Origin of the sequence: Xenorhabdus mauleonii (genome assembly GCF_900113945.1) — a bacterium.
Taxonomy (GTDB): domain Bacteria; phylum Pseudomonadota; class Gammaproteobacteria; order Enterobacterales; family Enterobacteriaceae; genus Xenorhabdus; species Xenorhabdus mauleonii.
Genome location: NZ_FORG01000001.1, coordinates 55057 through 76850, shown reverse-complemented (window position 1 = coordinate 76850; position 21794 = coordinate 55057). Strand labels below are relative to the sequence as shown.

Below are 21794 nucleotides of genomic sequence, written 5' to 3'. Positions count from 1 at the left end.
AATGATTGGAATTGGCTATTTTTAAATAGCGTCAAGCAAGATTTGCCCATGCGAAAAGAGTTTCGCTTTACCTTCCAAATAAACACGATCGCCATCTACTCTGCATAACAATTCACCACCACGTTGGGATAATTGATGAGCGCGGAGTTCGGTTTTATTGAGACGTTTCCCCCAGAAAGGGGCGAGCACACAATGGCTGGAGCCTGTAACAGGGTCTTCATTAACCCCTTTGGCTGGCGCGAAATAACGTGAAACAAAATCAACGGATGGATCCCCTAACGCGGTAATGGCAAGCCCGGGCAAGGGAAGGGCGGCGATTTTACCAAAATCAGGTTGTGTATTTAGGACTTGCTCGATGGAATTCAAAACACAAACGTAGCGATCCGTTGATACGAGTACTTCAGAAACCGTTTGCCCCAACGCGTCTTGCATCACTGGAATTAGTGCGTTTTCATCGTGATAGGCGGCAATGGGGAAATCTAGGGTAAAGACACCATCATGATGGGAAACACGGAGTTCGCCTGAGAGGCTTTCGAATGTAAATATACTATCTTGATTATCACCATATTCTGCGAGAACAAATGCGGTCGCCAAGGTGGCGTGGCCACATAATTTAACTTCGACCCTTGGGGTAAACCAGCGTAAATGGTTGCCTACTAAAAATGCAGTTTCTGGCAATCCAATTTCAGCTGCAATGGAAATCAAGGTTTCATTTTTTGGCCATGTATCGAGTAAAACTACAGCGGCTGGATTACCAGAAAATGATTTATCAGTGAAAGCATCAACATGATAGATAGGGTATGAAAGCATCAGATTCTCACTTATTTTTATGGTTAAAAATAGAAAGTAGAATGTTAAAAATACATTAAGTTGTAAAGAGTTATCTTAAATGATGAAAGGATGCTCAACCACGCAAGCACTGGTTTTAGGTGATTGCAGTATTGACCTTAGGTGATAATGATTATTAAATAATAATTCGTGGTTATAGTTTTACTAAGGAAAGATATGAAAATCAAAGGAGTTTCTTGCCTGTTGTTTGTTTTTTCGGTGTGTTTTTCTCAGGCTTTTGCATTGGATTTGAGTTACAAAAGCGATATACCTGCTGATAATAAACCTTCTCAAGAGTATTTGAAAAAAAGAGAGGGGTTAAATCATGGGCATTGGGATACGAAAAAATTGGCTGAGGATAATGCCTTGGCTGAAAAACGAGAAAATGAGCTTAAGGAATACAATAATAGGTCAACGCAGCAAAATAATCTGTCATTTTCTTATGATTGGAATGAAAAACAGTTCCGCTCTGCTCCCCAGTTGAACAAAACACACTCTATGCAACATGTACAGAAACAGACTAAACGTCAGTGCTATAGAGAAACTAAGCAGAAATTAGAAAAAGAGCAGGGAAATGGTTATTCCTATGCTGATATTCAAGATGCCTGTGGTTTTTATTAGGTGCTATTGAAAGCCATCCCCAGATAATGGGGATGGTTTTTGCTTTTAATCACCAAGTTGATGATTTGTCATTACGCCAGCAATCAGGATTTTGCTTCCGTTTCGCTCACGCTATTCATCAAACGGCGGATAGGGATAATGAATGCAAGTAGAATTACTGAGAGTATGACCAATGACAGTGAGACATTGGAGAATAATTGAGGCAGGTGATCCAGCTGATCTGCCCGCACATTACCACCTATCAAACCTGCGGCAAGGTTGCCTAGCGCACTGGCGCAGAACCATAATCCCATAACTTGCCCGCGCATATGGGCTGGTGCCAATACTGTCATGGTTGCCAGCCCGATTGGGCTGAGGCAAAGTTCGCCCATAGTCAGCATGAGGATACTGAATGTCAGCCATAATGGTGAAACTGAACCTTGCGTTTCCAGCACATTCTGTGAAGCGAACATCATGATGGCAAAGCCGCCAGCAGCAAGTAACATTGCAATCACAAATTTACCGATGCTGTTTGGGTTCATATTACGTTTTGCTAAAGCAGGCCATAACCAGCTGAATAGTGGCGCCAGAAGAATAATAAACAGGGGGTTGAGCGACTGAAACCAAACTGCAGGAATTTCGTAACCCAGCACCATGCGGTCAGTATAATCATTGGCAAACAGGTTAAAAGAGGTGGGTTTTTGCTCGAATGCTGACCAGAATAACGCGGCGGAAACCAACAGAATAAAACAGATGAACAACCGCACTTTCTCGTTGCGATCTAAACCAGCAAACAGGAACAAATAAGCAAAATAGAGAATAACGCTGGTTGAAATAACATAGACCAATATATTGGCAATTTTTACAGGATCAAATGGAATGACATCCACTATTACCAGCGCAACGATCGCAATGATAGCTATTGCAACCATGCTGACCCATTTGCCAACATTTTTGCGTTTTACCATTGGGCGTTCCCAGCTGGAATCCTGTCCCACTTCTTGATCATAACGACGCATTGAGGGAATGGTATAAAAGCGGAAAATCAGCAATGCAACTAACATTCCCAATCCACCGACCCCAAAACCCCAATGCCAGCCATAATCTTTTACCAACCAGCCAGTGATTAATGCTGCAATTAAAGAGCCTAAGTTAATTCCCATGTAAAAGAGGGAAAAACCTCCATCACGGCGTGGATCATCTTTTTTGTATAGCGTACCGACTATAACGGTGATACAGGTTTTGAACAGGCCAGTACCAAGTGTGATGAGCAGTAACCCAATGAAGAACAAGTTATTGCTCCAAATTGCAGAAAGGGCGATTGAAAGGTGCCCCAATGCGATAATAATTGAACCATACCAAACAGCAAGACGCTGCCCTAACCAATTATCGGCGAGCCACCCACCCGGTAATGATGTTAGATAAATACTGCCAGCAAAAATACCGACAATAGCAGAGGCTTGTTCACGGGGTATTCCCATACCGCCATCGAAAATTGCGGCGGACATAAACAAAATTAAAAGAGGGCGAATTCCATAGAATGAGAATCGCTCCCACATCTCTGCTAAAAAAAGAGCACTGAGTGGATATGGGTGCCCGAAAAATGTCTTATTTTTTCCATTATTGGTTGAAGATTGCATCTAATAATTCTTCCTAAAGATTCATCATCATGATGGATATGTTTTACAAGTTAAAATAAAAGGTCACTTTATAATCATATTAAATAAACGCATTAACACATTCTTATAAAGCTACTTACTTAATTGTTAGTATAGTTTTAACACTTTCACTGCTTTTTGTAGCAACAAAAAGCACATTTTCTATTTTATATTCCACTTTTTAGAGTGAAAGTCGATAAGAATCGCAATTTTGGAATTTAATCATGGATATGTGATCCAGATACTAGACGTCGTATTTTTTTATTCTTTTTAATTAATTTAGTTATTAAACAATGAATTGAATTTACTTAATTTAAATTATTCTAATTTTTTTAATCACTATGCGGGCGTGATTTTTTAAACAGATAGGGTTACATAAAAACGCTAAATTTTTATTGGAAATAAGGAATGGATGTATATGGCGACACTATTGTGCAGGGATATATTGGGGGATTTTCCCGGCCACAATTCTCTATGTGACCGGGATAATATGCTTGGAATCGGTGAAACAATCAAAAATCTGCAATATGAAAAAGAGCAGATATATCAGTGAATGTTATCGTTTTCACCATATAGTGATGGCATACCTTCAGGACGTGTTTTAAAACGGCGGTGTAACCACATATATTGCTCAGGTGCCTGCATAATCTCTTTTTCTATCACCTTATTCATAAATGTTGCGGCTTCCACTTCATCTTTCATAGGGAATCCCTCTACAGCAGGTTGAATAATCAGCTCATAGCCTTTTCCATCAGGCAACCGACGCGGAGTATAGGGTATTAAAGCTGGATTTGACAGGCGAACGAGAATGGAGGTTCCGGTCGTTGTTGCTGTATGTTCAACCGCGAATAATGGCGCGAATACACTGTTGCGGGGGCCATAATCATGGTCAGGTGCGTACCAGACAATTTCGCCATTCTTCAAGCCGCGGATCATGCCCTTTACATCCTTTCTATCGAGCATGTATTTATTGGAGCGCAGCCGTCCCCAGGTTTGCAGCCAATCCATGACAGGATTGTCATTTGGGCGATAAACACCGATGCCCGGGTTCAGTATACCAAAGATGCGTGCACCTAATTCCAGTGTCAGAAAATGGATCCCAACCACGATGATCCCTTGGCCCTTGGATTGCACAGTTTGAATATTTTCTCGGCCCGTGACTTTAAACCAGCGTTTGATTCTCCAATCAGGCCAAAACCAGGCCATTCCGGTTTCAAACAAACCCATGCCGACCGATTCGAAGTTTTTCACCAACCATTCCTGCCGTTGCGCTGGTGACATCTCAGGGAAACAGAGAGCTAAATTACGTTCGGCAACTTTGGCCCGTTTTTTTAAAAAACGTTGTGACAACCGACCGAGCCGAGTACCCAACCAATAAATTGCAGGATAAGGGAGTAAAACCAGTACATAAAGTATGCCGATCCCCAACCAAGTTAACCAATAGCGGGGATGTAAAAATGAACGATGAAAAGAGGGTGCTTGTATCATGTGTTTTCAGTATGTTATTTGTGGAGATACCTACTGCGATAGGCCATAAGGATCATATTTGTCATGATTATGATATTCCTGTGCGCGATATTCAAATGTTTGCGCTATATTGGTTGCCCTTTTGTGTGCTCAGCAGGCATGAATCTGACTGTATTATGACTGCGTTATAACTTATCTATCAGTGCTTCCAGCCAAGGTTATGGGAAACCCCATATTTTTCCCTGTCCAGTCATTGAAGTCGGTAACGCTCTGCAAAAATTAAGGAACATTTCTGCTCCGAAATGACGGTGATAAGACAGCCAGTTTCGGGGTTTAAGTCGATTTAGGACACAGATAGATAGATCTAGGTCACAAGAAAAAGTAATATTGTCGAAAATAAAAAACCTCAAGTGTGGGCTTGAGGCTTTTAGTTAAAATTTTCGATCATGGCCTAGTGTGCCCACCCAGTGGACATAAACAGGCATAAATGCATTCATATCAATGAACTACGAGGATATTTCGTACACCATGCCAGTGTTACATAACCGTATTTCTAATAAAGAGCTGAAAGAACGTATGTTGGCTGAAGCTGAGCCACGCACAACTATCTCTTTTTACAAATATTTTACCATTTCCGAGCCGCAAGATTTTCGCGATCACCTGTATCAAAAATTTGTTGAATTGTCTGTCTTCGGGCGGGTTTATATCGCCAAAGAGGGTATCAATGCGCAAATCAGCGTACCTTCCAAAAATGTTGATGCACTGAAAGCATTGCTGGATGAAACTGATCCGGCATTATTTAATCTGCGTCTGAACATTGCCCTGGAAGATGATGGCAAATCATTTTGGGTATTACGCATGAAAGTGCGTGAACGCATCGTTGCTGATGGTATTGAAGATGAAACGTTTAATCCATCAAACACGGGGCAGTATCTCAAGGCCGAGCAGGTTAACCAAATGCTGGATGATCCTGAAACTGTCTTCGTTGATATGCGCAACCACTATGAATATGAAGTAGGGCACTTCGAAAACGCAATTGAAGTACCTTCAGATACCTTCCGTGAGCAGTTGCCAATGGCCGTTGACATGCTGAAGGACGATAAAGATAAAAATATCGTCATGTATTGCACTGGTGGAATTCGTTGTGAAAAAGCCAGTGCTTATATGCTGCATAATGGCTTCAACAATGTTTACCACGTAGAAGGTGGCATTATTGAGTATGCCCGCAAAGCGAAAGAAGCAGGATTGCCGGTAAAATTTATTGGTAAAAACTTTGTTTTTGATGAACGTATGGGTGAACGCATCTCTGAAGATGTTATTGCACATTGCCATCAGTGTGGTGCGCAATGCGATAGCCATACTAACTGTAAAAATGATGGCTGCCACTTGCTGTTTATTCAGTGCCCATCTTGTGCAGAGCGTTTTGAAGGCTGCTGTAGTGATACTTGCCGCGAAGAGATGAGGCTCCCAGAAGACGAACAACGTGCTCGTCGGGCTGGCAGAGAGAATGGAGCTAAAATCTTCAATAAATCTCGTTATCGTCTAAATGATGGTTTGAATATAACTTCACTTCAATCCATTAAGTAACATCTCTTTTTTGTTTCAAATTACCGCTTTATTGGCGGTAATTTGAAGCTAATCAATGAATGTATTGATGCAATAAATTAGCGTAAACAGTACAGAATTATTTCCCCTAAAAGACCATTCACAAGTTAGCAGACATATTTAAAAATATTGTAAATAAAAACTAACTCAATTTTATTAGAGAGATTCATTTTTTCTATAATATGCCTTTTATGAGAATAAACCGTGCTATTGCTGATTTTTAATATTTTGGCGATCTTGTGGTTTTCAATTTCCAACATCCAATAATAGATAACTTTACTTTCTTGAGGACTAAAAATAGAACTATATTCGTTAAAATTAGAAAAAGTAACGTTGAATATCATAAGGTGCCATTTTTTTTAGACGTTCAAGTAGCGTTGCCAGGTATTGTTTTGATAAAATAAAATCCTTGTTTGTCAATTGGATAGGTGTTTTTCCAATAGGGTAAGGTTTGTTGATATACATATAAATACGCGCTTGATTAGCTAATGAAATAAATAATTCCATTTGATTATTATATTCACAGCGATAGCCGTAGTTTGTCAGGTTTACTAAAATAATGTCAGGAGAGAATATCGGAAAAATATTTATTGCATCACAAATTGACTCAACACCGATAGAAAGTATTCCTGTATTTCCTTTTAGAAATTCAATGGCTCCCAGACGGGTATAATGGCATTCATCAATGATTAATATTTTCATAATTTGAACATCCTTGTTCTTCTACTGTGATTGGTTTTAAAAATGTATGGTTGATATAAAACTGGCTGATGTTTAAATATCGTTGATACTAAGATATAGATAACACATAAATAAAGTTATCATTTTAATGATTAGCGTGATAGTTGAACGTTTAATAGATTAATACCGCCGTATAATACAGCATCGTGAAAAATAATAAACTATCCCTTCGCCTTTCAAGTTGCTGCGTTGTTGGCTGCGTCCATCACCTTGATCAGTGTTTTTATAATCATACGATCTGTTATGTTTTCGACAGATATGAGAGGTTTTAGCTTTGGCTGGACAGGTTCATTTCTGGTGGATTTTCCACTTGCTTGCCGACTCGACGCAGCCCTAACTTCATAGGATGCATAATGATAATGTGGCTGGATGGTAATACGCGCTGGTATTAATGCTAGGTGTTAATGCTGGACACTCAAGGGAACCAGTAACATTGAGTGTCCAAAAGTCTTTGGAGTATAGGAATTGATGGTTAGTGTTTAATGTGATCAAGTTGACTGTATTCAGATGCTTCTATCTTGTCAATTCCAGCCTGTAAAATGCGAATAAGCTGTTTTGCAACGCCTGTGGTTAGCCATAAGGTTTTGTCGACACTGACATTATCAGGGGCTTGATCCTGAGAAGATGAATAGTGAATGCGTATCATCATCGCGTCATAGGCATCAACCGTACTGATATCCCAGCCTACAATAGGATGGGTTTGAATTATTTCATTTTTTCTTTCCATACAACCTCCTAATCAGACTGCCGCATCATAATTGATATTATTGACTAAGAGCAAAAAAACTCATGCCCATATCTTGGAATGAGTAAATAGCAGTATAACCCTTTTTGGCAATCTAAGAAGTGAAAAAGTAGGAATTTCTACTTATCACAGCTAGAAATAGTTGTGGTTTATTCTTATTGATTATAACTAAGTGAAAAAATAAGAAAATTGTGCGGAGAATGGATGATTTCCGCACAATTGTCAGGTTAATGGTTACTCACATACCTTGATTTCCCAGCCAGCATCTTCTCCGGCAAGGAAAGGTATTAACTTTTCATTCCCGCATTCGATATGCTCAACCACGGGAGTTGGTTTGCGTGTCAGCTCAATAAAGCCGTCATTAACAGGTAAGTTGTAGAAGGCAGGGCCATTGAGGGAGCAGAAAGATTCAAAATGTTCCATCGCCCCAATTTCTTCAAACACTGTGGCATAGGCAGCCAGTGCGGTTGGTGCATTAAAAACACCAGCACAACCACACGATGATTCTTTGCGGTGCAACGTATGAGGTGCTGAATCTGTTCCCAAAAAGAAACGCTTGCAGCCGCTGGCAACTGCGGAACGCAGAGCTTCTTGGTGAATATTGCGTTTTAATACAGGTAAACAATAAAGGTGAGGGCGGATACCACCAACCAACATATGATTGCGGTTGAACATCAAATGCTGTGGTGTCAGGGTTGCGCCTAAATAATCGTTTCCTTCAAGTACGTATTCTGCAGCTTCTTTAGTCGTAATATGTTCAAAAACAACTTTTAAGGCAGGAAATTGTTTACGCAATGGCTCCATGACTTGTTCGATAAACCGGGCTTCACGATCGAAAATATCAATATGGGCTGCGGTAACTTCGCCATGGATCAGTAAAGGCATTCCTATTTTTTCCATCGTTCCTAATACAGGATAGATTTTTTCGATATCAGAAACGCCGTGACTGGAATTGGTTGTTGCATTAGCTGGATAAAGTTTACAGGCAGTGAAAACCCCTTCTTTAAAACCGGCTTCAATTTGATTGCTGTCTGTTGTATCAGTCAGGTAACAAGTCATAAGAGGTTGGAAATGGTGGTCTGCCGGGATTGCCGCAATTATCCGTTCTTTGTAGGCTTTGGCACTGGCAATATCTGTCACTGGAGGGACAAGGTTGGGCATGACAATAGCTCGACCAAAGAAACGGCTGGTATGAGGGACAGTGGTTTTTAACATATCACCATCGCGAAAATGAATATGCCAGTCGTCAGGGCGGCGGATTTTAATTGTATACGATTTAGTGGTCATGGAACCGGCTCCAGAATATGGGTGAGAAACGTCGGATGCTGATTCAGCATTCCTTAAGCCGGATGAGGATGATAAAGCGAAAATGGTTAAATAGCTATTATTGAATGATAAAATTCCGCTATTTTTTAAAATGTAAGATTTTAATTTTAATTAAACGAGGGTATTCAGAGGAATTTATCGTATCAAAAAAGGAAAAAATAGAAGTAATAACACGAGGGTGAATTGAATTTGGCTCCTCCAGCTGGACTCGAACCAGCGACATACGGATTAACAGTCCGCCGTTCTACCGACTGAACTATGGAGGAACTCCTTCAAGACGGGGTGCATATTAACGGGACTCTTTCGGTTTGTCAAAGCAGAAAAGCGCAATAGTGGTTTGATTGCTCTCAATGTGAGCTTTGTGCATCTTTTTTAGACTTTTCCCTGTGGGTTTGAAGGAAAATTAGTCGCCAAAGAGGCTATGGAGGATAGATTGCCCAGCAGGAACGTAGCAGGTGAAAGGGAATTTTTTAAAGGTAATAATACAAGAATTTCAGTGATAAATTGCTGTAGTTAGCTTTTGGTAGAGCAGAGTGAAAATACTTACCCAGAATCAAGCTAAGATCGGGTGAGAAGGGAGTAAAAAAGCAAAAAGCCCGACTAGTCAAACTAATCAGGCTTCTCAGAATATTTGGCTCCTCCAGCTGGACTCGAACCAGCGACATACGGATTAACAGTCCGCCGTTCTACCGACTGAACTATGGAGGAACTCCTTCAAGACGGGGTGCATATTAACGGGACTCTTTGCATTTGTCAAAGCAGAAAATCGAGATAACTGTTTGATTGATTGTAATATGTGCGTGTTGGACTGTTTTTGATCTTATTTATGCCCATCGTCTTTAAAGTTGCCACTTTATTGGCCGCGTACGCTGTTCATTTAGGCTGTATCGTTATTTAATTTCATAGCCATTTATGTTCCGGGGAAGTTTTCTCTTGTTGCCTGGACGCAATTCAAAATCCAAGGGGTTATAGTTAAATTGGGCGTTAGCTGAACAACGCATTAAGTGCGGTATTTGAGTGTGAATGGCTTTGTAGAGTTGGTGGGCAAATCTAGGGTACTGAAAAGCAAAAAGCCCGACTAGCAAAACTAATCGGGCTTCTCATAATCTGGCTCCTCCAGCTGGACTCGAACCAGCGACATACGGATTAACAGTCCGCCGTTCTACCGACTGAACTATGGAGGAATTGGGTTGTTCCTGAGAACGGGGCGAATAATACAGGGAATGCTTTGGTATTGTAAAGAGGAAAAAAGAAAAATCAGTTCAAGTGATTAAGTTGCGTGCAATATGGCGATTTTTTGTTGTTTTTTGATAAAAATCTTACTGGGATTGCAAACTTTCCTGATGATGAAAGTGAACGTAACCATCGCAGCGAGATGCCAGACAGTAAAATGCGAAGGTGTGTTAAATGAGTTTAAGACAGCAATGAATCGAAAAATTAGGGATAAATTCAGGCATAAAAAAACGGCCTTCCGTAGGGAAGGCCGTTCTAAATCATTTTTGCTAAAGGTTTTAGCTTGATTTAAACATCACACTTAAAACAGCTCGGCGAGATGCTTTGAATTTGGCTCCTCCAGCTGGACTCGAACCAGCGACATACGGATTAACAGTCCGCCGTTCTACCGACTGAACTATGGAGGAATTGGGTTGTTCCTGAGAACGGAGCGAATATTAACGATGTCCTTGAATAGTGTCAACGTAAAAATTCGCTTTTCTCACCGCTTGCCTGCTATATGTTCACATTGCGTTATTGTTGTACTAATGTGTTGAATTTATGCACTTTTACTCGCCATATTCATAGATTGAGCATAGGGTGATTGTTCTGAGCAACTGAGCATAAACACATCGTAAAAACAAATACCGTGTTTTCTTTTCATAATGCGCTTGATGTCATGTTTCATTTCGTCAGGTACTCGTGGATGGGTAAGTATTTTATTGACCGCATTTTTGGATACGCGTTCGTTAACAAACCATTCACCGTTATAACATACACGTAGATCGAGTACGTCAATATCCTCAAAATGATAGATTGGCTTAATATCAAAAAGTAAAACAGCCGCCATAACAATAAAAGCTATAGTAAATGCAAAAAGGGACCATGGGCCGAAATAGGGTGCATATAACATAAGGGCTGCAAAAAGGGCATAAGCAACAACCATCGCCAGACATAGGTAGGGATGGTGGCGAATGAAAATGCTGTTAAAATGCACTTTACCATCACGATGCTCTTTAAAATTGATCCGCTCAAGATCCTGAATCAATATCTGTTTGATGATGTTCATAATACTATCCCACTTATTTTTGTAGAAAAGTTTTGTCAAAACGTAACCGAATTGAAAGTAGTACTATTTTCAAAGGTTAACATGTCTGGCACATGTATCCGTATAGCAATTACTTTAAATTATTTGGAAAATTGTTATTGTCAGTGAGTAATATCAGTATTTTTGCTAAGACAAAAGTTGAATAAATCAAATAAAATTATAAACACCCCCTTTTATTATATTATTTTGTTCTAATATTGAGCGTATTCAGTTTTTTTAAAACGATTACTCATAAAAAGGTTGCTATTCGTGTGCGTTAATGCGTTAATGCGTCTGGCCTGATTAACAGACCTACTTTATGTACGACATCTTGAGTTAATGAGTTATGTGTAAGTGCTATCTTTGGTAGCCTTTGTTGACCGTTTCCTTCTTAGTGCCTCCATAAGTAATAGCTGATACTGGCCAACACATGCCCGAGGTGGCGAGTTTTTTTTGATATATAGGAAAGTCAAATGTCTGACAAAATGAAAGGTCAAGTGAAGTGGTTCAACGAATCTAAAGGCTTTGGTTTCATCACTCCAGCTGATGGTAGCAAAGACGTATTCGTACACTTCTCTGCCATTCAAGGTAACGGTTTCAAAACTCTGGCAGAAGGCCAGAACGTAGAATTCACCATTGAAAATGGTGCCAAAGGCCCAGCAGCAGCAAATGTAAATGCTATCTAATTGCCTTTAAGCCTTACTGAGCTCGCCGGTTAAAAAATGCCCTGGCGGGCTTTTTGCTTTTCTGTACTATGAAATCCTTTCTGTGCCATTCTTCACTATTCCCAACCTAAAATATTTTGATATCAATAAGTTGATCGACAGAATTCTCCCTAGAAAATTGCCAGATAACCTGTATATGACGGCTTATCTTTATCTGATTTGTTGCTATCTAAAAAGGCAGGAACTGCTTAAATAGCATGATTTCTGTTCATCCAACGAAAAGTTATTTGGTGCTGGGAACCAGAGAACAACGCCATTAACAACGTATTAATTAAATGTAAAATACGCATTTCTTATTTCTTCCGAGCACAAACAAGTAACTATCCTGAATTAAATTATCACCATCATTTTATTTCGTGTACAAAAGAGATATCTCTTTAAGTGCCTATTACCTGTAATTTATAAATAAATAGTTTTCATAGGAAACTTCTTATATCTAATAAATGAGAGCAATTTTTGTTGTTGCTGTATATCCGATAGATCTCAATACCCGATCGATTCCAGGCTATGTTATAACGCGATAGCAAGAGAAGGAAAAGCCAGAGAAGCCGATGCGCTCTATGCCTGAGCCAACCAATAGATCTTCTGAGACTGAACACCAGTAAATAAAGTTAACTGGGAGATATTCATGTCCGAAACATCGATATGGCAACCCTCAAAATATGCTCAATCGGCCAATAAACTGAATAATTAACAGTGTATTCATCCGTTTGACGCCATTTTATTTAACATTATGGCAAAGGTTGTGTAGCTAACATTGCTAACTTTTCATTTCATATCATTCTTCATTCCATATTATGCTTTGTATTTTGGATGGTTTCATTGAGCTATACCATTAAAACTATTTGTTATTAATTATTCCAAAATAACATATATAGAAAGTAACAAGGATAATGCTCCCAATATTTAGCTCATATCTTCCTCGCATCATTTATGTTATTAACACATCATATTCTCGCACCTCGAATAAAATCTGCTTATAAAGCAAGCGGTCGAATAATCTTCATATGAAAAAGACTCTTTGCTGAGTAAAAGAGAGTTGTTTTTATGGCGGCTGAAATGAGGGGGTGGGTTCGTATGGCAATTGAAAGTAAATCTGATCAAAATAATGTCTATATGTTTTTGCTGCACAAGGTAATAATTATGATATTAATTGTATCTCTGTAAATTATTATGTTAGAAATTGTTATGGGACGATCATATAGGGTTAAGTGCAAGACAAAATTATTCTCCGGTACTATTTATATACAGAGGAAAGGAAAAAGAGGCTCTTGTACCGCACCGAACTTGGTTGGGCACTTCTATAAAAGCATCATCAGAAGCAGAATGGAACAAACGATTGTCTGGTGTAACAGTTGAAATTGGTGTGCTAATTTCAACTGCGGCTACAGAAAAATTGATGATTTACCTTTTAGTTCCATTGGATGCCGTCTGTTATTTTTTGAGCATATTTTGTTTAAAAAACAGCAAATTGTTTTTAAATATGTTACTAAGAAAGTGTTATCAGTTTGCTCCCATATAAGGATAAAAGAGAAAATAATTCCTCTTACTGAAGAAAGCTACAACAATGCAATGGAACTGGTTAGCCGTAATAACGAACAAGGTTTCAAGGTGTTAATCTGAGCGGCACAGGAGTTAAGCTGTGATGAAGTGTAATCCCTGCTTTCTGTAACTGTCGATAAGTGGGGGGTTTTGGCTGCCTTATTAACATTTTTATAGTTGTTAAGAGAGACTGTAACAATGACATTTCGGCATTAAATGAAATGAGGTTTCAGTTAAGTTAATTACCGGAGATAATCCTGTAATTGCCGCTCAAGTTTGTCACAAAGTGGATTTAGATTCTGGGAATATTCTCATTTACCTTTGCATTGAACTAATGAGAGATGAAGACCTTTCAAAAAAAGTGGATTAAGGTCAGTTTTTGTAAGTTAATCCCACTCAAAAAATCACATATTTTAAAATCATTACAGAATAATGCACATCTCACCGATTTTTATGATTATGGAATAAATTCTGCTCTGACATTAGAGATGGGCCTGTCAGAATTTTTCTTGATACAAGCACTGCTGTTACAAAAGATCTGGTGGATCATTTTGTCTGGGAAACCTGTCGGTATTAGACGAGGGGTAATTAAGGTAAGGAAAACGTTTGGTATAATTATAGAATATTTAAATATTATGACGATCTAAAATTCAATAAACTTATTTATTACTTGCCAGTCAGCGCATTTATTCCATTTTTATTGATGTTGTCCATTCATTTGCTCGTACAAAACCTAATGTACGATATTTCACTACTGTTTTTGCCATAAGGTAGAATTGAGCCACTCTTTCGCAAAATTGCCTGTCAGTGAGATGCGCAAGGAAGTTGGGTGTTTTCTGTTCTGAATCGATTTTGCTTATGCTGCCCTGTATCGCGGCATACGCTGTGAAGTGGTATGTATTTGCAGTGAACAATGCAGAAGACCCTCCTTTATTTCAACCAAGATAGTTTGTGGAAAGAGGGTGGGAGACTGTATGAATTTTGTGTATATTATGCACACAAAAAATTTATTTTGCTGCCACGATAGTGTATTACTCATTTTATTAATAGCACTAATAATATTAGTACTGACTACTTACATTCCATTTATTCCTTTAGTAACCTAATTGGGTTATCGCGCTATAGTAAGATAGTGTTCTATGGTTAATTAAGACACTAATAAGTTGTTGCAAGCCCATCAAATGATGAAGCGCTTTTGTGTTCACTGTTCTGGTGAATGGTTGTAAATAATCCTCATTATTTAACATGTTATTCTGTTTGAGTGAAGAAAGTAATCTATACAGAAAATCTGTCATTGAAACCTGCATTAGAACAAATTTTTTGTGAATATTTAGAATAGGCATTGATGTTATTCTTTGAATATGAACTGTCTATCACAATGCATATGAATTTAAGGAAATAATAGCGTTATATTTAGCGGTTATTTTTCTTATTTGAAACGGAAGGTTAAATCATTTATTACTGATAGAATTTAAAATTAAGTAGGAGAAATTCCTTTTTTATATTTATTTTCTCTATATTAAATATCCCATTTTATTTTAAATATTTATTCTTCTATTAATTGTATTTTGTACAATAACAAATTATTGCCAAATTTGCATTTGGGAGTGATTTTATATCCATATTTTACGTTATCTAAGTAAATTAATTTTTAGTCAATAGGTGGTTTTTTTCTGCATTTTTTCATCAGTTTGTTATCTCTGATTTGCCCCTAAAAACATTTATTATTCTTATCATTGTCTTTGTGGTTATAAAATATACACATTAATTTATCTTATTAATTTGGGGTGTAAGTTAGCCAATGGAGGGAAATAATCGGTTGCTGGCATTTAGTTAAATTTATACCACTATCGGTCTATGTTTACTTCATTTTTGTTTAGGTAAATTTATTAATGGTTGTGACTAATAATGGCTCTGCCAGCTTGGGGTGGGAGTGGATTTTATTGAATTAGCAAAGCCTTGGCGCTTGTGTTTGATGGGGTTTTTGGAGCAGATGTTTTTTTATTTCAATATCATACTGTATTTTATCTTATTTTTGAGTTCTGTATAAGATTTGTCTATCAAGTGGTTGAACCACTTAACTTTCTTCTGTCTGAAAAAAACACGATCATAAACTAAAAATGATCAGACTGGTATCTTTTTAATAACTAGTATTTACATATAATTAATAAATTTGGCATAACTATGATCTAAATCAAGTTATAGTGGAAGATGAGTACCTACCTACATTATCAAGATGCAAATTACGCTAAGATCTTTTTAATTTCGCTCAGGGAAGGATTTTTTATCGTTATTTTGGATTTATAAGTTTAATAGATCGCATAAAACAAAAAACAGTCTCTAATATTTTTATTTAGATAATTTAACTTATTAATTGTGGACTATTTTCTATTTCCTATTGCTTGAATAGTTAATGAGCTAGAATCATAATAAAAAGTGTCAGTTTTGTGATCTAGATCACATAGTATTTAAAATGGCATATATTCTCCGTTGTATAAGTCGATGATTCAGGAGTAAAGTTAATTAGCATTAAGAATATTCTTAATCAATTGTGGCAAGTGCATTACCCAGATGACGCAATAATACTTTCACAACCCATTACCGAAATATTTTAGAAATTGGGCGATCCCAAGAGTAATACAAAGGACAGTTACTGCTCTGGCTAAAGATGTATATTTCAGTTATGTCGGAGATTATTGAATCTCATGCTACTGGTAATTTTGTCGTGAGTGATTCTTTGATCACTTAATTTAATTTTTTCATGTAATCGGACGGGATATATAAAAATGAGTACGCTTGAATTGCTCAAACATATTTATGACATAAATTTATCGTATTTGCTTTTAGCACAGCGGCTAATTAACCATGAGAAAGCATCTGCGATGTTCCGTTTAGGTATTAGTGAATCGATGGCTGATACGTTGGCCGAGCTGACATTGCCTCAGTTAGTAAAATTAGCTGAAACGAACCAACTGATTTGCCATTTTCGTCTTGAAGACCACGAAACAGTACAGCAGTTAACAAAGGAATCGCGGGTGGATGATCTACAACAAATTCACACCGGTATCTTGTTGTCTACTCATCTTTTTCAGCAGTTATCCGCGCAAGATGACACTTCAATCAAGAAAAGAGCGTAAAGATGGCTGAAAAAAGTATTGTTCAGGAAGCGAAAGATATTCATTTGGCAATGGAACTGATCACCTTGGGCGCGCGTTTACAGATGCTTGAAAGTGAAACGCAGCTAAGCAGAGGTCGATTGATCAGGCTGTATAAGGAATTGCGGGGAAGTCCTCCGCCTAAAGGAATGCTCCCTTTTTCAACGGACTGGTTTATGACTTGGGAACAGAATATTCATTCGTCAATGTTCTACAATGCTTACCGTTTTTTGTTGAAAAGCGGACATTGTGAAGGTGTAGAGGCTGTTGTCAGAGCCTACCGTCTGTACCTTGAGCAATGTCCCCCAGACGATAATGGAGATGGGCCAGTTTTGGCATTGACCAGAGCTTGGACACTGGTTCGATTTGTGGATAGTGGAATGTTACAGCCAACGGGATGCCGTTGCTGTGGCGGAACTTTTATCACTCATGCTCACCAACCAGTAAATAGTTTTGTTTGCAGTCTTTGCCAACCTCCTTCACGAGCGGTAAAAAAACGTAAACTTTCCTCGCAACTTGCCGATACTAATTCACAAATGCTGGATGGATTTGCTCAGCAAGCTATGTGAATTAAAATGGGAAAGTAAAATTCAAGTTACAGGTTTGGGCATAAACCCTATGGATTTCGAGGTGCGTCGAGGCGGCAAGTGAACGGATCCCCAGAAGCATAGCTAACTATGTGACTGGGGGGAGTGAGCGCAGCCAACAAAATTGCAACTTGAAAGACAACGGGGATAAACCTGTAACTTGTCACCACACCCTTCTTCATTTCTCAATTCGCTCTGTTCAAATCCCATCTGCTTACCAACTTAGCTAAAGGATATCGCGTGTTAGTACTTTTAGGATATATCGTGGTTTTTGGTGCGGTAATTGGTGGCTATCTGCTTGTCGGTGGCCACATGGGCGCACTTTATCAACCAGCAGAATTTTTGATTATTGCAGGTGCGGGGATCGGTGCTTTTATCGTGGGCAACAATGGCAAAGCGATCAAAGCAACACTGCGTGTTTTACCAAAAATATTGCGCAGATCGAGATATAACAAAGCGATGTATATGGATCTGATGGCGCTCCAGTTTCGCTTGTTATCCAAATCCCGCCAGCACGGGCTTTTATCTTTGGAAAGGGATATCGAAAATCCACATCAAAGCGATATCTTCACACAATATCCCCGTTTGTTGAAAGATCAAAATCTGATGGATTTCATCACGGATTATATGCGCTTGATCATCAGCGGCAATATGAATCCTCATGAAATCGAAGCCTTGATGGATGAAGAAATTGAGACTTACGAACAGGAAAGTGAAATACCAGCCACAAGTTTAGCGATGGTGGGAGATTCACTGCCGGCATTCGGGATTGTCGCGGCTGTGATGGGCGTGGTTCATGCCTTGGGATCTGCGGATCGTCCGGCTGGTGAATTGGGCGCATTGATCGCTCACGCTATGGTGGGAACATTTTTAGGGATCTTATTGGCGTACGGTTTTGTTTCTCCCCTGGCGACACTTCTTCGCCAACGCAGCGGTGAACAAGTGAAAATGATGCAATGCATCAAAGTGACATTGCTTTCCAGCCTGCATGGTTATGCACCACAGATAGCGGTTGAATTCGGTCGCAAAACACTATTCCTCACCGATCGCCCTTCATTTACTGAACTTGAAGAGCATGTTCGTCGGGTTAAATCCCCAGTACAACAAGAAGTTGAAGAATAATTATGAGAGCGAACAATGTTACTGTCATCAGGGTAAAAAAGCGTAAAAAACATGATTCGGGCCATTGTGGTGGATCATGGAAGATTGCATACGCTGATTTTATGACGGCAATGATGGCATTCTTTCTGGTGATGTGGTTGATCTCGATCGCCAGTCCACAAGAATTGACCAGCATTGCGGAATATTTTCGCACTCCTTTGCAGGTAGCGATTAATAAAGGAAAACAAAGCAGTGATAACACTAATCCAATCCCAGGGGGAGGGGATGATGTTTTCCAACAGGACGGGGAAGTTTTCCGTCAATCTAAAGTGATTGAAACCAGTGAAGAAACTCGCCGACTGAATCGATTGCGCCAGCAACTGGATCAATTGATCATTACAGATCCTCGCCTTAAAGAATTACGCCCTCATTTGTTGATCGACATGATGGATGAAGGATTACGCATTCAGATTATCGATCGGGAAAATCGCCCGATGTTCATGATTGGCAGTGCAAAAGTTGAAAGTTACATGAGCGACATTTTGCGGGCAATTGCGCCGATCTTGAATGATATTCCCAATAAAATCAGCCTATCAGGACATACTGATAATTTACAGTATGCCAGTGGTCAACGGGGTTACAGCAACTGGGAACTTTCTTCTGACAGGGCTAATGCATCAAGGCGCGAACTGCTGGTTGGCGGTTTGGATGAAGTCAAAATCCTGCGGGTCGTGGGAATGGCCGCCACTGTCAGCATGCAGAAAGGCATTGATCCTAACGCACCGGTTAACCGCCGTATCAGTATCATTGTGCTGAATAAAGATGCAGAAAAAAGAATTGAGCAGGAAAACAGTGGCGGCAACGCCATGACAGCTAACGACAGTATGGATATGAAAGAAGTCATCAGAATGGATTCGAATGAGGGAACGCCTGCTCAGCAACCCGCCGAACAATCCCATGTGATCATAAAACATGAAATCACAGAACTGGAACAGCCGATGGTTGAACCGCAAAGTGATACTAAGATGACAGAGTAAGTAACGATGGATATGACCGCGTTTTATCAGACCTTCTTTGATGAAGCAGATGAACTGTTGGCAGATATGGAGCAGCATTTATTGCTGCTCAACGCTGATGAACCTGAGCATGAACAATTAAACGCAATATTTCGCAGCGCCCACTCCATTAAGGGGGGCGCTGCAACTTTTGGTTTCACTAAGCTGCAACAAACAACGCATGTTTTGGAGAATCTACTCGACAGTGCCAGACGTGACGAAATACGCCTGACCATTGACATTATCAACCTGTTTTTAGAAGCGAAAGACATTATGCAGCAACAATTGGATGCCTATAAAAGTTCTCAGGAGCCGGATGAAGATACATTCAATTATATCTGCGAGACATTGCGTCAACTTGCACTAGAACTACAGGAGGAAGGGCAAGAAGCAAAGCAGGCAGGAAATATCACTGAAACATCTGCAGCACCAACCGAACCCGTAATGGATGAAGTGGCAGGTGGTGTCGCAAATAAGTGTGGAAGTGATGCTGGCAGCAATATTGAAAGTGATATTAAAAGTAATATTGAGAGTGACGCTGAAAATAATGCCACGCAAGAACAGGCCGCAACAGCGCTTTCATCTACTGCCACAGAAAATGCCTCGAATGGGCGGATCCGTGTTCATTTATCTGGATTGAAAGAGCGCGAAGTTGCTTTGATGAAAGATGAATTAGCACATCTGGGGGATATTTATGATGTCGAACAAACTTCAGACAGTATTGAAGCCTCATTAATCACATCAGCGACAGAAGATGATATTACGGCAGTCTTGTGTTTTGTGGTCGAACCTGAACAGATAACATTTTTGCCGACAAATGAATCTCAGGCAGGCAGCAAGGGCACTAAAACAGAAGAAAACACGGCACCGGAACATACCGCTGCCGAAAATAAGACAGAAAGAGAAGAAGTAGCAAAAGACACCGCAAACGAGCTTTCTGCAACAAACAGCACAGAAACCCCCAATAAACCACAAACGACAGACGCTCCGAAAAAAACTGAACCACGTGAAATCGGGCGTCCGGCACCTCGCCCGGCCGCTGGATCACCGCGTCAACGGGTAGAATCATCCAGCATTCGTGTTGCTGTTGAAAAAGTTGATCAGCTTATCAATTTGGTCGGTGAATTGGTTATCACCCAATCTATGCTGGCGCAGCACTGTAATGGTCTTGAACCCACAAAACACAGCGAATTGCTGAGTTGTATGGCGCAATTGCAGCGAAATTCACGAGATTTGCAGGAATCCGTGATGTCCATTCGTATGATGCCGATGGAATATGTTTTTAGCCGTTATCCGCGTTTAGTTCGGGATTTAGCCGGAAAGCTGAATAAAAAGGTAGAACTGACATTGATAGGCAGTTCTACAGAACTGGATAAGAGTCTGATTGAACGGATTATTGACCCACTGACACACTTGGTGCGAAACAGCCTCGATCACGGTATTGAAAGCCCGGAAAAACGTCTTGCGGCCGGAAAATCGGAAACCGGTAACTTGACTCTGGCGGCTGAACATCAAGGGGGAAATATTTGCATAGAAGTGATTGATGATGGTGCAGGGTTAAATCGCGAGAAAATTCTGGCGAAAGCACAATCTCAGGGCTTGAACGTCAGTGAAAACATGAGCAATGAAGAAGTTGCCATGTTGATTTTTGCCCCTGGTTTTTCTACCGCGGAAGTTGTCACGGATGTTTCTGGTCGTGGCGTTGGCATGGATGTGGTCAAACGCAATATTCAGGATATGGGTGGACAGATCCAGATCAATTTTCAGGAAGGAAAGGGAACCGTTATCCGCATTCTGCTTCCACTGACATTGGCGATTTTGGACGGCATGTCTGTCAGGGTTAATAACGAAGTTTTCATCCTGCCATTGGGAGCTGTCGTCAGTTCGTTACAACCACAAGAAGAAGATATTTATCCGTTGGCCGGTGACGAAAAACTGTTGCAGGTGCGTGGTGAATATTTACCGCTGCTTGAACTGTATCGCATATTCGATATCCCGAATGGGGAAACCGATCCGACAAAAGGCATTGCTGTCATCGTGCAAAGTGCAGGGCGCCGTTATGCATTGCTGGTGGATAAATTGGTAGGGCAGCATCAAGTTGTGGTTAAAAATATTGAGAGCAATTACCGCAAAGTACCGGGTATTTCGGCGGCCACCATTATGGGGGATGGAAGTGTTGCGCTCATCATAGACATACCTGCTTTGCAAAAGCTCAATCATGAACAGTTGGCTATGCACAAAACGGAATCTGTGAATAACAAATAAAAGAGACCCATCGATTTCAAGCTGTCGCTCTGCCAGTATTTCTGTCGGACAGCAACAGCTTGAAAGATGAAGGGAATAGTCATCTCAAAGTAAAA

The 21794-nt window shown here is 39.8% G+C and carries 16 protein-coding genes and 4 tRNA genes; 8 read left to right on the top strand and 12 right to left on the bottom strand.

Annotated features, from left to right (window positions below; all coding sequences use genetic code 11):
- Positions 1 to 21: 21 nt before the first annotated feature.
- A complete protein-coding gene (locus tag BM100_RS00320; RefSeq protein ID WP_092507060.1) occupies positions 22 to 810 on the bottom strand; it encodes a PhzF family phenazine biosynthesis protein in 789 nt (262 codons plus the stop codon).
- A gap of 195 nt (positions 811 to 1005) precedes the next feature.
- Between BM100_RS00320 and BM100_RS00315 the strand changes: the two genes are divergently transcribed.
- Positions 1006 to 1449 carry a hypothetical protein gene (locus BM100_RS00315; protein ID WP_092507059.1) on the top strand — a complete coding sequence of 148 codons (444 nt, stop codon included), beginning with the start codon at positions 1006 to 1008 and terminating at the stop codon, positions 1447 to 1449.
- 83 nt (positions 1450 to 1532) lie between these two features.
- Here the strand turns inward: BM100_RS00315 and BM100_RS00310 are convergent, their stop codons facing one another.
- Both BM100_RS00310 and BM100_RS00305 read right to left on the bottom strand, forming a co-directional pair.
- Entirely contained in the window at positions 1533 to 3068 is a 1536-nt protein-coding gene (locus tag BM100_RS00310) for a peptide MFS transporter (RefSeq protein WP_092507058.1), read from the bottom strand.
- A gap of 564 nt (positions 3069 to 3632) precedes the next feature.
- Positions 3633 to 4574: a Kdo(2)-lipid IV(A) acyltransferase gene (locus tag BM100_RS00305; RefSeq protein WP_092507057.1), complete on the bottom strand. Its 942-nt coding sequence runs from the start codon at positions 4572 to 4574 to the stop codon at positions 3633 to 3635.
- A gap of 507 nt (positions 4575 to 5081) precedes the next feature.
- Here BM100_RS00305 and trhO point away from each other — a divergent pair.
- Positions 5082 to 6140, top strand: a complete 1059-nt coding sequence (trhO, locus tag BM100_RS00300; protein ID WP_092507056.1) for an oxygen-dependent tRNA uridine(34) hydroxylase TrhO — start codon at positions 5082 to 5084, stop codon at positions 6138 to 6140.
- Positions 6141 to 6265: 125 nt separating this feature from the next.
- Here the strand turns inward: trhO and BM100_RS23465 are convergent, their stop codons facing one another.
- The 9 genes from BM100_RS23465 to BM100_RS00255 all read right to left on the bottom strand — a co-directional run bounded on the left by BM100_RS23465 (position 6266) and on the right by BM100_RS00255 (position 11251).
- Entirely contained in the window at positions 6266 to 6418 is a 153-nt protein-coding gene (locus BM100_RS23465) for a LuxR C-terminal-related transcriptional regulator (protein ID WP_244590620.1), read from the bottom strand.
- 58 nt (positions 6419 to 6476) lie between these two features.
- Complete coding sequence (locus BM100_RS23460; protein WP_244590614.1) at positions 6477 to 6860, bottom strand: helix-turn-helix domain-containing protein; 384 nt, start codon at positions 6858 to 6860, stop codon at positions 6477 to 6479.
- Between the two features lie 511 nt (positions 6861 to 7371).
- On the bottom strand, positions 7372 to 7626 hold the full coding sequence (bssS, locus tag BM100_RS00290) for a biofilm formation regulator BssS (protein WP_092507055.1): 255 nt from the start codon (positions 7624 to 7626) through the stop codon (positions 7372 to 7374).
- 252 nt (positions 7627 to 7878) lie between these two features.
- Positions 7879 to 8931, bottom strand: a complete 1053-nt coding sequence (pyrC, locus tag BM100_RS00285; protein WP_092507054.1) for a dihydroorotase — start codon at positions 8929 to 8931, stop codon at positions 7879 to 7881.
- A 229-nt stretch (positions 8932 to 9160) separates the two neighbouring features.
- A tRNA-Asn gene (locus tag BM100_RS00280) sits at positions 9161 to 9236 on the bottom strand.
- 366 nt (positions 9237 to 9602) lie between these two features.
- A tRNA-Asn gene (locus tag BM100_RS00275) sits at positions 9603 to 9678 on the bottom strand.
- Positions 9679 to 10078: 400 nt separating this feature from the next.
- Positions 10079 to 10154 (bottom strand) — tRNA-Asn (locus tag BM100_RS00270).
- Positions 10155 to 10534: 380 nt separating this feature from the next.
- A tRNA-Asn gene (locus BM100_RS00260) sits at positions 10535 to 10610 on the bottom strand.
- A gap of 131 nt (positions 10611 to 10741) precedes the next feature.
- Positions 10742 to 11251, bottom strand: coding sequence for a YlaC family protein (locus BM100_RS00255; RefSeq protein WP_092507052.1), 510 nt, complete (start codon positions 11249 to 11251; stop codon positions 10742 to 10744).
- 491 nt (positions 11252 to 11742) lie between these two features.
- On the opposite strand from BM100_RS00255, the gene cspE reads away from it, so the two are divergent.
- From cspE to cheA, 6 genes are all read left to right on the top strand, one after another.
- On the top strand, positions 11743 to 11955 hold the full coding sequence (cspE, locus tag BM100_RS00250) for a transcription antiterminator/RNA stability regulator CspE (protein WP_092507051.1): 213 nt from the start codon (positions 11743 to 11745) through the stop codon (positions 11953 to 11955).
- Positions 11956 to 16322: 4367 nt separating this feature from the next.
- Positions 16323 to 16673, top strand: a complete 351-nt coding sequence (flhD, locus tag BM100_RS00230) for a flagellar transcriptional regulator FlhD (RefSeq protein WP_092507048.1) — start codon at positions 16323 to 16325, stop codon at positions 16671 to 16673.
- 2 nt (positions 16674 to 16675) lie between these two features.
- Positions 16676 to 17260 (top strand): flagellar transcriptional regulator FlhC, encoded by a 585-nt coding sequence (gene flhC / locus BM100_RS00225; protein ID WP_092507047.1) that lies wholly within the window; start codon positions 16676 to 16678, stop codon positions 17258 to 17260.
- A 258-nt stretch (positions 17261 to 17518) separates the two neighbouring features.
- On the top strand, positions 17519 to 18400 hold the full coding sequence (gene motA, locus BM100_RS00220) for a flagellar motor stator protein MotA (protein WP_092507046.1): 882 nt from the start codon (positions 17519 to 17521) through the stop codon (positions 18398 to 18400).
- 2 nt (positions 18401 to 18402) lie between these two features.
- Positions 18403 to 19416 carry a flagellar motor protein MotB gene (motB, locus tag BM100_RS00215; protein WP_092507045.1) on the top strand — a complete coding sequence of 338 codons (1014 nt, stop codon included), beginning with the start codon at positions 18403 to 18405 and terminating at the stop codon, positions 19414 to 19416.
- A 6-nt stretch (positions 19417 to 19422) separates the two neighbouring features.
- The gene (gene cheA, locus BM100_RS00210; RefSeq protein WP_092507044.1) at positions 19423 to 21699 is read left to right on the top strand and encodes a chemotaxis protein CheA; all 2277 of its coding nucleotides are present in this window, start codon (positions 19423 to 19425) and stop codon (positions 21697 to 21699) included.
- Positions 21700 to 21794 lie beyond the last annotated feature (95 nt).